This is a genomic window from Corynebacterium jeddahense (assembly GCF_028609865.1).
Classification (GTDB): Bacteria; Actinomycetota; Actinomycetes; order Mycobacteriales; family Mycobacteriaceae; genus Corynebacterium; species Corynebacterium jeddahense.
On sequence record NZ_CP063194.1, the window covers coordinates 2527150 to 2539013 of the forward strand.

Below are 11864 nucleotides of genomic sequence, written 5' to 3' on the forward strand. Positions count from 1 at the left end.
TCACGGGCAACTGGTCAGGCAGGCGCATGGGTATCTATGAGCTCGAAGGTGGAGCGGGCGACGGGGTCCTCGGTGTAGTGGACCACGATGGTGCCGTCCACGTAGGGGGAGAGGGTCTTGATCAGCTTCAGCGGGGTGGCCAGCACCATGTGGAAGCCGAAGCTGGTGAAGACGTCCATGGCGGTGCGGGTGAACACGGGGTCGGCGCGGTCGAAGGCCTCGTCCAGCACCACGGTGGCGTAGCGGGGCACGTCCGCGTCCACGCCCGCCAGGCGGTAGCGCAGCGCGGCGGCGAGGCAGAAGAACACCAGCTTCTGCGCCTGGCCGCCGGACAACGCCGCCGAATCCACGTGGGTGTTGTGCACGGTGCCCTCGGCGTCGACCTCGTTGCCCACGAACTTCACGTGGCGGCGGGTGTCCAGCACCACGCTGCGCCAGCTGCGGTCGGCGCGCTCGGAGGAGCCGAGCCGGTCCATGATCGCGGCCAGGCGGTGGTAGCGCTCGATGGCGTTCTTCTCGTCTGCCTCGCTCAAGCTGCCGGCGGTGGCGTTTCGCAGGTCCTGCATGAAGTCGCGCACCACGCGGTCGCGGTTGTCGCGCACCTCAATCTGTAGGAAACGCCCCTCGGTGTAGGGGGAGCGGCGAAGCGACGCGTTGATGGGCCCCAGGTTGGTCTCAATGTCGCCCTTGGCGCGCTGCAGCTCGGTGTAGATCTTGCTCAGGTGCATCACGGACTGGCCGTTGAGTAGGTCCAGGAAGCGGCCGCGGAACTCCGGAAGGCGGTCCGAGCGCAACGCGTCCAGGCGCGTGATGGCCTCGCCGGCGAACTCGGCCGTGGCCTGCAAGTCCGCGGACTCGGCGGACCACTGGGCGATGTACTGGGTCAGGATGGTCACGATGGCGTTGCTGGACTCCGTGATGGTCCGCGCCGCCTGCTTCGCCTGCGCATCCAGCTGTGCGGCTACCTTGTCGGCGCTGTCGCTCAGGTTCTCCTGGGTGAGGCGGCGCGTGGTGGCGGCGAGCATCGCCTCCAGCTCCTGCGCCAGCGCCGGGTCCACCTCAACCTGCGCCTCCTGGATGGTGCGCAGCCGTGCGCGGGCCTTCTCCAGCTCCCCGGCCACCACCGCGAGCTGGCCCGTCACCCCGGCGAGCTCCCGCTCGGTGGCCTTGAGCGCCTCGGACGCCTCCCGCCACGCCTGCTCCAGCTCCTGCGCCTCGGGCGAGGAGGTCAGGCGCGCAAGCTCCGCGCGTAGGCCGGCCAGGACCTCCTCCACACCGGATACGTCTACGTCCGCCCATTCGAGCGCGTCGATGGTGGTGGCCAGCTCCACATCGCGCTTGTGCGCCTGCTGCTTGCGCTCCACATCGCTCAGCCGGTTGCTGGCGGCCGCGGTGGCGCGTTTCGCGTCCGCAAGCTCCGCCCGCAGCGCCTCCACCTTGGCGTGGTTGGAGGAGCCGAGGCGGTAGTCGCGCCGCACGCCCAGGCGGCGCCGGTCGTTCTTCACGTACCGCGCAGAGCCGGTCCTATCCGCCGGGTTGCGCTCCAAACCGTCGATGGTGGCCGCGCGCTGCGTCTGCCGCTCCAGCTCCTCCACGGTGCGCACCAGCGCGTAGTCGAAGGTGGTGGCCAGCATGCGCATGAGCCACGGCCGCATCGCGTGCTCCACCACCCGCACCTTATGGAACAGGCTGTCCGCGTTCCTCGGCCCGCGCGGCACCTCCACGCCCTCCGGCACGGTGCGGTACTCCAGCCGCATCCCTACGTGCCGGCCGTTGACCCAGCCACTCACCTCGCGCTCCAGCTCCGCGGGCACCAGCAGGGTCACCGCGAACCCGCCCAACAGGCGCTGGATCACCGGCTCCCACTCCGTCTGCTCCGGCAGCACGTCGATCAGCTCGCCCACGTACGGCAGCTCGCCCACCGTCAGGCCGGTGTCCGCGCACAGCCGCGCGCGCAGCTCCACGTACGCCTGCTCGATGTTGGAGGAGCGGCTGCCTAACGACGCCAACTCCGCCCCCACCGCCGCCTCCGCGTCAGCGAGCCCGTCGCGTTCCCGGCGCGCCGCGAACCAGGCCTCCAGCAGGCGCTGCTCCTGCTCCGGCGCCGCCGCCAGTTCCGTGGCGGCCTGGGCCTTCAGCTCCGCGAAACGCTCCGTGTCCAACGGGCCTTCTAGCTGCGCCACGGCCTGGAGCTTTTTCACCTCCTTTGCACGCCGGGCAAGCGTCTGCTCCTCCCGCGCGATCTCGCGCTCCAGCGCGCCCAGGCTCTCCCCGGCGAAGTGCTCGCGCCGCATCGCCGCGCGCTGCAGCGCCTCCTGCTGCGTGGCCTTGCGCGCGGTAAGGGATTGCGCCTGCACGTCCAGGGCGACGTGGTGGGCGGAGCTGACGTCGATACGCTCGCGCAGCTGCTTCGCCTCAATCGCACGCCGCACGTGCGGCAGGGCGGCAGACAGCGCGGCCGTGTGCTCCTGCGTCGCCTGCGCGTCCTTGAGCTTGGAGTTCAGCCCAGGCAGGGGAGCGAGCGTCTCAATCTGCTGGTGCACGTCTTCGAGCCGCTCGTACGCCTGGCGCAGGTCCTCGTGCGTGGCCACGGCGTCTTCCGCGATCTTGAACGTGCCCGGTACGTCCAGCATGTAGTTGCGGAACAGCTCGTCCATGCTGCCCAGGGATTTCGCGGATTGGGTGCGGTAGAGAAGCATCTGCGCTTCCTCGCTGCCGATGCCCAGCTTGGCGCGGAAGCGGTTGGCAAACACGGAGTACTGCTCCGTGAACGTCACCCCGGCCGTCTTGTACGCTGCCTCCAGCTTGCGCTTGTCCAGCGAGTTCTGCAGCAGCGGCACGAACCCGTCCACGTCCACCTCGCTGGGGAAAATGCCGTAGAGCGTCTTCACCTGCGCCTCCTGCTGCTGCCCGGCGTTGAGGCGGTAGATCGCGGTGAGCGTGAGCGACTCGTCCCCCGCACGGTAGGTCAGCGCGACGATGCTCGCCGTCGCGCCCGAGCGCAGATACTGGCTGCGGATCTCGCCGGTCGCTGGATCTTCGCTGCGCCGCCACGCACCGCGAATGTACGACACACGACTGCGGCCCTTGTCCCGGCCACCTACCTCTTGCTGGGCGGCCGCGTTGAATTGCAGCTTTCCGGGTGGAACCAGCACGGCGGACAACGCGTCGATGAGCGTCGACTTGCCCGATCCCGACGCACCCGTGATCAGGAATCCTTTCTGGCCCACAGGGATGTCGTAGTAGCCGTCGAACGTGCCCCAGTTGACCAGCTGCACGCGCGCGAGACGGAATTGTGCTGTCACTGCTTATCCCCTTCCTGCGCCAAACGCAAATACTCCGCGCGCAGGGCGTACACGGTGTCCGCGTCGAAGATGTGCCGTAGCACCGGCGAGACCTCCCAACGCCCCTCCGTCTCCGTGTCAGTGAGCAGGCTGTATTTGCGGATCGTGTTCACCGCCGCCGTAAACCGCTTCTTAAAGCCTGCCTCGTCCCGGTTATCCACCGCGCGGACGTAGCCGATGGCGTTGTACAGCTCGTCTTCGCCGACGATCACACGCTCGCCCGGTGCGGACATGCCCAGCTCGTGGCGCAGCTGGAGCAAGATAGCCGTCTGCAGGTGCGTGAGCGCCTCCGTGCGTAGGACCGGCGGCACCTGCACATCCTGGTTATCCGGGCGCACGTGGCGTGTGAACGCGATGCCGGCTTCCTCGTCCACTATCAGCTCCAAGAAGACGTCGTGCAGTCGCGAACGCAGGGCCTCAGTATCGGTAGTGATCGCGTGCCACGTTTCCTTCTTCCGGTCGGCGGTGATGAGTGGTCCTTTCAGCAGGTCCACTAGCGCCCGGCGCGATTCCTCGGACAGTGTGCCGGTGTCTCCTGTCCACAGGGGTTCCGTCATGCCATCTCCTCTACTGCAACGACGTCGAAGTGCCAGCGTGGAACCGTCGCTACGCGAATGCTCCCATCTTCTTCCTCAAAGCTGACCTGTTCGCGCCCCTCCCTACGCACGCCGTAGCGCGCCGCGAGGTACACCAATCCCACCACAGAGCCAAGGCCTTGGGTCGCCGGGTGGCGTTCGAGCACCTTGCTTATCGACGCACCTCCGGCCGCCTCCACGGTCTCACTGACAGCCTCCATGAGCTCCTCCAGATCGATCTCGCTTTCGCGCACAACGCTGTAGAGCTCCTCGGGGTCGCTCTCACCCGGCTCGAACGCCTCCACTGTGCTCGTGATCACCTCGGCGCCCGGGTCGGCGAGCTTGAGCTGCGCTACCGAGGTCACCTGCATGCCGATACGCTGCAGCGGAGTGGCCATTTTGTGCGTTGCAGAGAGTTCTTCACGCTCCGCGGCGTCCGCGGCGAGCTTGCGGGTATCACGCAACAGCTCAATCATCCGACGGTCCTCGGCGAACTGCTCGCTGGCGACATAGTTGCGCAGGTTCCGGGCGAGACGCGTCATCATTGCGTTGACCTCGTAGCCGGCGTCTTCCATGTCTCGGAATAGCGCGCGGAACCGCGCCCGTTCCTCCGCTGTCATCGCGTCCTCGCCGACACGCTCGAGGATCTGCCTGATCCACGTGTCCAGCCACGCGCCGCGCTCTGGGTCGACCACCAGCGAGTAAAACGCGTTGAAGCTCCTCCCCGCGTCCGACTCACCGATGAGGTCCACGCCCGCAAAGATCTCGTCCAGTACATCGCCCCGCGACCCTTCCGGGTCGAGCAGCTGACGCCGCAGTTGCGAATTCAACGCCTCGAGCTCGTGCCGCACACGTGCAAAGTCCCCGGGGATCGCGCTGGCCTGGCCGAGGATGTCGCTCACTCGCTCGCGCACGGAAGCGGGGGAGGGCAGCTCAAACTCGCCGCGCTCTACCTGGGCAATCTCAGCGTCAATGCGCGCCCGTTCAGCTTCCAGCTGCACAAGCCGTGTCTCGATGTTCGGATCGGTATCTCGGGCGAGTGCTTGCAGGGCACTGCTTATCGACGCAACCCGGCTCGCGGTCACCGCCGACCTCGGGGCGCTCACCCGCTCCATGAATTGCAGCGCCGTCAGTGCTTGCTCGCTCGGTTCCAGTGTCTCACCCGATGCCTTCGTGCCAGATTTACGCACAAGCCAGCCAGCTTTGACCCAGTCGTTGCAGTAGGCGGCAGGGGTCTTTGGTAGGTCGAATGTCTCGCGCAGCACCGCGAAGTCGGCTGCCATGAGCTCGTAGAGCTGAGCGGCTGGCCGGGCCTCCGCGCCACGCGGGAAGTGTTCGGCCACCACCGCAAGCAGGACCGGCGCGTTATCGGCGTGGAGCAGGCGGATCGCCGCCGACTCTTCCTTCTGACGTTTGTACGTCAGCGCACGGGCCTGAATACTCATGCGAGCCATCTTCCCACGCCAAACCCCCACCTGCACCGACGCCCAACTCTCCACATGATCTAGACAGACAACGCGCGATGGTCTATATTCATGTTCGCGAGCCCTTTCGCCCACGGTCCACCCCCCCGAGACCGGTAGAGCACTCACCCACCCCCCATTTCGAGTGCGAGTAGGCGAAAGGGTTTCGTCTTGCGCGCGGCCAGATCAAGACCCAAAAACGAAAGACCCGCCACCTCGTGTTCTAGGTGGCGGGCCGCGCTTCGAATTTCTCCGTGGCTTCAAGTATAAACACGGATTCATTAATGAAAAGTTGAAACGCAAAATGTGATGAATGTCACCTGAGTTGAACCTGAGCGAACGCTTAGAAACTCGAGCTGCCGCCGCCCGCGCTGAACCCGGAAGAGGACACCGAGGAGCTCCCGCCGCCCGAGGACGCCCCCTGTGCTGCCTGCACGTTTGAGTCGTGCCACGTGGACAGGTGGGCGTACGGCACGTACCCCGTGTACCAGAAGCCGGAGTCGTACACCGCCGGCACCGTGAGCTTTTCGCGCTCCTTCACGTCGCTGAACTGCTTCTTCTTCACCTCCTCGAGGATGACGCGGTAGTCGCCGAGCATGCGCGTGAAGTCGTCCACGAACGTGGGGGAGGTCGGGTTCGCATCGAGCACCTCGATCTGGCGCAGCAGGCCGTCGAGCTCCTCGCGCAGCACCCGGTCCTTCACCTCGCTGCGCGCGCGGAAGACGTCGGTGCGGATTGTGGTCAGGTCCGCGCGCCGCGTCGCCGCGTCGCCGTGCTCCACCGCGAACAGGCGGTCGATGTTGTCCTCCGCGTTCGAGGTGTGCTCGACCGCCTCCGCCGCGTCCGCGAGCTGCTTGCGGTGCTTGTACACCACGCCGTCGTCGCCCATATTGATCGAGCTCAGGCCGCCCGCGCCGCTGACCAGCTCGTTCAGAGAGAGGAAACGGTCGCGCACCTCGGCCCACTGGCGGCGCAGCGTCTCGTCCGCGAACGCCGAGGACAGCGAGTTCGCCCGCACGTCCACCTCGTCCAGCCTCCCCGCCAGCCGCGTGTACTCGCCGGTGACCAGGTCGTAGTCCTCCCGCGCCTGGGCGATTGCTTTACGACGCCGCTCCCGCACCGCCACCGCCACCGCCGAGCCACCGAACCCCACGGCCGCGCCGCCGAGACCGAGGCCCATCGCGGCGCCCACGCGGGAATCTTCCGCCGCGTCGACCTTGTGCTGCGCGATGGCATCCGCGTCCATGGCCTGGTTGGCCGTGCGGAACAGGCCCGCGGGGATGTTGCCGTCGCGCACGCCGGGCTTCATGGCGTCGAGGAGGTCCTGGACGTGGCCGTCGTCGTCGAGCGCGAGCTCCGAGGTCACGTCGTCGCCGCCGTAAATGAACCCCTGGCGCGGGTCGAGGCCCACGCCGACGATGAGCACGCCGTCGCGCGGGCGGCCGTTCTCGCCCTTCGACTGGTCGATGAGGTCGGGGTACTCCGAGCGCAGGAGGCCCTCCACGTCGTCCATGATGTTCTGGTGGTTGGTCTGGAACACCATGTAGTGGAGGTCGGTGACCACCGACGGGGCGTCGATACGCGAGGTGTCGCTGAGGAGCCGCTCGCGGTCGGCGGGGGAGAGGACCCCCTGCGGGTCGTCGATGCTCGCCTGCGGCGCGCCGGCGGTCTGCACGGCCACCTCCTGCGCGTCGGGGACGTCGACGGCCGCGTAGCCGATACCGCCGCCCGCCAGACCGACGAGCGCCGTGGCGCCGAGGATGGTTCCAATCTGCTTCAGGTTGGGCATGGCTCCACCTTAGAACGGCTCGGCCACCGCCCGGGCGAGCACGACGGTGCCGGGTTCGATGCGCTCGCGCAACTGCTTCTCGACGTCCTCCGGCCCGTCCGACGTGAGCAGCCACCCCGCCCATGCGTCCTTGCCGGGCGAGAAGACGCCGTCGCCCTTGCCAATGAGGTTGAGCGTCGCGTCGCGCAGCCACAGCGGGCCGACGAGCGCCGCGTGTTCGGTGCCCTCGAGCGGGACGACGTAGGGCTGGTAGGCGACGGTGTTGTGGGCGGCGACCGTGGCGTCGAAAAGCTGCTGCGCGAGGAGCACGTGCTGCGGCGCGCCGAGGTAGACGATGGTGGTGAGCGAGAGCGGGCCGCGCGGCTCGTCGCGCACGGTGAGGCCGGTGAGCCCGCCGAGCGAGGCGGGGAAGCGCGTCGGCTCGGCGGGGCCCTCGAAGAAGAACGAGTCGAGCGCCTCGTCCCGGTTCGTGGTGGCGAAGTCCACGAGCGCGTTGAGCTCGTAGAGCCGCAGCGACTCCGGGGCGGCGAGGTTGTCGTAGGCGGCCTGGCAGCGCAGGTCCCAGAGCATGAACTCGTCGTCGATGGGGTGGGGGTGCGGGGAGACCGCGGCGATCTCCGCCCCGCTGCCGGCGATGCGCCGCCGGTACAGGTCGTACGCGCTGTCGAGGTCGTGCTCGTGCGCCACAAAGTGGGTGGTGACGATCTCGAAGGGCATGGGTCAAGGGTACGCGCTCGCGCGTTGTTTCACGTGAAACGCTAACGCGGCAGGCGGTACTTCCGCATTCGGCTAGTCTGAGGCGCGGTAGGCGCAATCTCTCCGGCATCCACGAGCCTCCGGAGCTTGGGTCGTAAGGAGCCCACGCTTACCCCCATCATCTCGGCAATCTCCTTTGCAGATGATTCGCCGTGTTTGGCCAAAACTGCGATCACCTCGAGTTCCTGCTCCGTGAGCTCTTTATCGCCCACACCTAGCCTGAAGCTGTCTTCGTCAGAACCCGGCCTGAGTAGACCGCTTCGGGACAGCGTGATCAGCAGCTTCCGCGCGTCATCACTGTCGAGGCCTAGATGCTGCCGGAGCTCGCGGACAGACACCGCGCCAAGTCCGCTGGCGATAGCCAGCGCGACTCGCTCCTGTCGTGAGCTCTCCGGCGCGATCGAGTCCAGCCAGCTCGACATCTCCGGATCAAGCAGCCCAAATCGGTAGAGAACAACGGTGAATTCCCCGATCCTTGCATCGAATTTCGGCTGCGGCAACCCGTATTCAAGCATTCCGTCTTTCATGCGCTGAATCCCGCTGCCCTCATTCTCAGCAACGCGCATGGATCCAGACGGGGTGGGCAGGTTGCTTAACAGGTTGGCGAGCGCTGGGTTGCGGCTCATCGACCTGTTTTCTTCGAGGTTATCGAGCGTCCGGTCCCCCCAGAGACCTCCCGGGTTGTTCACCTCTACACGATCAGGAAAGACGTCTATCTGCACCTGACGCCCTTGAACTTGCGGGCTGTAATCACGGTGCATCACGGCATTCACTACCGCTTCGCGCAAAGCGATCTCCGGAATTTCAGGTTCATCGACCATCGTCGATCCGTGCTCGACCGTGCGAGTCCGGAGGTTTCGCAATATTACCTTGATTGCGTCTTCAACAGCCAGTGGGAGAGGCCCATCACAGTGCGCTCGGTCGAGGAAACGGGTCGTATCGGCCGACTTCTCTTTTGTCGGATGAACGGCCACGTCAATGTACAGCTGCGGGTAGAACTGCTGCGGGTAGTACCCCAGCGCAAGCATTCCCGCTAGGATTGGCCGACTCTCCGAGTCAATCACTTGCAGGCGTTCAAGCACCTCCTCCTCGCTCTTGATGCCCTGGCGGATGCGCGAACCGCGCTTTTCCAACGATTCGATGAGGCCGGTCCAAGCATGGCTGTCCAAATCCGAAACTTCCGCTCCGTCCACTACAGACTGTTCGGAATCGTCCGGTTGATACAAGGTGGTGAGCTGAAAAACCTCATAACTGGAAAGCTTCTGGTCACCGTCAAGTACCCGCTTGTAGGCCCCATCCCGCAAACCCTGAGCAGTGACGTAACAGGGCATTTGCTTGCCCATCTGCACATCGCCTCGCATCGGGTGGATGCGGACGAGGATTACCGGTGAGCCTTCATTTTCGTCGGACTCGATGTTGTGTTTCGGAATAGGGGTGACCGGTGGCTTTGCTTGTCCTTCAGTAAACCCACTGATGAGTTGGTCGTTCGAGCGTCGCGGATCGAAACCCGGCGTGGGACGGAAGGTGCCCGACGCCTGTTCTTCCTCAATACCAAGGACAATGAGCCCACCATCGGTATTCGCGAAAGAGCTCACCGCTTTCCAGAACGCGGTATCTAGCTTGCCCGTCCCCGACTTTGCCTCAATGCAATGATCATCATTCCGCTGGCGCTCCAGCCGCGCCATGATGTCATTCATTCGTTCACTCACACCCTCATTGTAGCCCAACATCGACAGCAAGGCGCAGTAAACGTACAGTGACACCATCACTACGTACAGTGACACCCCCACTACATACAGTGACCGCTCCGAACCCTATAGTGACAGCCCATAAAGTTTCACGTGAAACAACAAAAACCGCCCCGAAGGGCGGCTGTACGGGCGCGAGGCTACTGCGCGGGGACGGCCGAAGGTGCGTCGTTAAGCGACTGCCCCTTGATCTTGCCCGCGGCGAACTTGTTCATGATGAGCGCGATCGCGCCGTCACCGGTGACGTTGGCGGCGGTGCCGAAGGAGTCGACCACGATGTAGGAGGCGATCATGAGCGAGACCATGGACTCGTCGAAGCCGAGGTTGGCCTGGAGCAGGCCCACCGCCGCCATGATGGCGCCGCCGGGGACGCCGGGCGCCGCGATCATCATGATGCCGAGCAGGAGGATGAAGCCTGCGATCTGGCCGCTCGAGATGTCCAGGCTGGCCATGTAGACGATGGAGAGGGCGTAGAGCGTGATCTTCATCATCGAGCCGGAGAGGTGGATGGTGGCGCAGAGCGGGACGACGAAGCCGGCGACGTCCTCGTCCACCTTGTTCTTCAGCGCGGACTCGTAGGTGACCGGGATGGTCGCCGCGGAGGAGGAGGTGCCCAGGGCGGTGAAGTAGGCGGGCGCCATGTTCTTCAGGGCCTTGAACGGGTTCACGCCCGCGATGGCACCGGCGGCGAGGTACTGGAGGAGGATGATCACGAGCGTCATCACGATGGAGAGGACGAGGACCACGCCCATGGCCTCCATGGTGTCGCCGAAGTTATCGTTCATGCCGAGGTTGAGGAACGTGCCGAAGATGAAGATCGGCAGCAGGGGGATGACGAAGGTGGTGACCACCTTCATCACCACTGCGTTGAGCTCCTCGAGCACGTTCAGGAGGTTCGGCGACTTCACCCCCGTCATGGCCAGGCCGACGACAAAGGCGAGCAGAAGCGCGGACATGACCGCGAGTGGGGCGGGCATGTCCACCGTGAAGTACGGCTCCAGGCCGCCGGCTTCGGGGTCGGCGACGTCCGTGACCAGGTGCTTGCCGTCGAGCAGCGTCGGGTACAGCGCCGACGCCGTGCCCCAGGCGATAAGGCCCGAGATGATCGTGGAGCCGTACGCGAGGCCGGCGGTGATGCCGAGCCACTTGCCCGCGCCCTGGCCCAGGCCCGCGATCGCGGGCGCGATGAGGGCGAAGATGAGGACTGGGACGAAGAAGCCGAGGAAGTTGGAGAACAGCCCGTTGAACGTGACAAAGATGCGGGCGAGCCAATCCGGGAAGAAGAAGCTGCAGGCGAAGCCGAGGACGATCGCCACAACCACCCAGAACAGCAGCGAGTGGAGGAGTTTATCTTTCATGGGAACAGCGTAGCCGGTAATTATGCACCTGACTGCAATTTGAACAACTTTTCATTCGCCGGCGGCCCGGCCGTATGCTTGGACACCATGAGCCCGTTCGAGAACATGACCACGCTGAACGTCGTCGTCGGCATCGTCTTTATCCTGCTCACGCTGCTGCTGCTCATCCCCGGCGCGATGGCGTCCGCGGGCAAGCTGCCGGGCAACAAGTGGATCGGCCTCCACGTCCCCGCGGTGCGCAAGAACCAGGCGATCTGGGACCAGGCGCACAAGGTCGCCGGCCCGTTCTGGCTGCTCGCCGGCGTCGCGCTCGCGTTCGGCGCCGCCTTCTCCTTCATCGCCTCCGGCTGGATGTGGCTCCTGCCGGCCGTCGCGTTCCTCGCGGCGGTTGTCGCGGCGTCCCTGGGCGGCAACTTCGGCGCCCGGGCGGCCGCCGCGGTCGAGCAGGCGCAGGACAACACCCCGCAGCCGGAGCCGGAGCGCCCCGCCGTGAACATCGATGCGTTGCGACGCGCCGCCGGCCACGCAGACGGGGAGTAACCGCATGACCTGGGAGGAAGCGATCCTGCACGTCCTGCGCGAGGCGGGGGAGCCGATGGCGTACAAGGACGTCGGCGCCCGCATCGTCGCCGAGGGCCTCGCGGACCCGGGCGTGGCCAACGTCGACGTGCTCACCCACGCCGCCATCACGGGCCTCAAGGTCGACGGCCTCGTGGAGTCCGCCCCGCGCGGCATGTACGCACTGCCTGAATAAAAAATCCCCGCGCAAATTCTGTTCCGCTATAGTTGCCAACTGTGACTGACATGACTTCTTGCAACTGGTGGTGGCTC

Annotated in this window: 9 protein-coding genes; 2 read left to right on the forward strand and 7 right to left on the reverse strand. The window is 65.7% G+C overall.

The genetic code is table 11. The features are described from left to right. Window positions 1-14 precede the first annotated feature (14 nt). The 7 genes from CJEDD_RS12055 to CJEDD_RS12085 all read right to left on the reverse strand — a co-directional run bounded on the left by CJEDD_RS12055 (window position 15) and on the right by CJEDD_RS12085 (window position 11033). A complete protein-coding gene (locus CJEDD_RS12055) occupies window positions 15-3305 on the reverse strand; it encodes an ATP-binding protein (protein WP_273657545.1) in 3291 nt (1096 codons plus the stop codon). Continuing rightward, a complete protein-coding gene (locus tag CJEDD_RS12060; RefSeq protein WP_273657546.1) occupies window positions 3302-3901 on the reverse strand; it encodes a DUF4194 domain-containing protein in 600 nt (199 codons plus the stop codon). The genes CJEDD_RS12055 and CJEDD_RS12060 overlap by 4 nt, the downstream gene beginning before the upstream one ends. Further along, complete coding sequence (locus tag CJEDD_RS12065; RefSeq protein ID WP_042406900.1) at window positions 3898-5364, reverse strand: DUF3375 domain-containing protein; 1467 nt, start codon at window positions 5362-5364, stop codon at window positions 3898-3900. The genes CJEDD_RS12060 and CJEDD_RS12065 overlap by 4 nt, the downstream gene beginning before the upstream one ends. A gap of 361 nt (window positions 5365-5725) precedes the next feature. Next, window positions 5726-7171 (reverse strand): hypothetical protein, encoded by a 1446-nt coding sequence (locus CJEDD_RS12070; RefSeq protein ID WP_042406897.1) that lies wholly within the window; start codon window positions 7169-7171, stop codon window positions 5726-5728. A 9-nt stretch (window positions 7172-7180) separates the two neighbouring features. Continuing rightward, the gene (locus CJEDD_RS12075; RefSeq protein ID WP_052333772.1) at window positions 7181-7888 is read right to left on the reverse strand and encodes a hypothetical protein; all 708 of its coding nucleotides are present in this window, start codon (window positions 7886-7888) and stop codon (window positions 7181-7183) included. 41 nt (window positions 7889-7929) lie between these two features. Further along, window positions 7930-9624 carry an ATP-binding protein gene (locus tag CJEDD_RS12080; protein WP_273657547.1) on the reverse strand — a complete coding sequence of 565 codons (1695 nt, stop codon included), beginning with the start codon at window positions 9622-9624 and terminating at the stop codon, window positions 7930-7932. 191 nt (window positions 9625-9815) lie between these two features. Then, complete coding sequence (locus CJEDD_RS12085) at window positions 9816-11033, reverse strand: dicarboxylate/amino acid:cation symporter (RefSeq protein ID WP_042406895.1); 1218 nt, start codon at window positions 11031-11033, stop codon at window positions 9816-9818. A gap of 87 nt (window positions 11034-11120) precedes the next feature. On the opposite strand from CJEDD_RS12085, the gene CJEDD_RS12090 reads away from it, so the two are divergent. Both CJEDD_RS12090 and CJEDD_RS12095 read left to right on the forward strand, forming a co-directional pair. Beyond that, a complete protein-coding gene (locus CJEDD_RS12090) occupies window positions 11121-11573 on the forward strand; it encodes an SdpI family protein (protein WP_232297702.1) in 453 nt (150 codons plus the stop codon). A gap of 4 nt (window positions 11574-11577) precedes the next feature. Further along, window positions 11578-11787: an HTH domain-containing protein gene (locus CJEDD_RS12095; protein WP_042406892.1), complete on the forward strand. Its 210-nt coding sequence runs from the start codon at window positions 11578-11580 to the stop codon at window positions 11785-11787. Window positions 11788-11864: the final 77 nt, after the last annotated feature.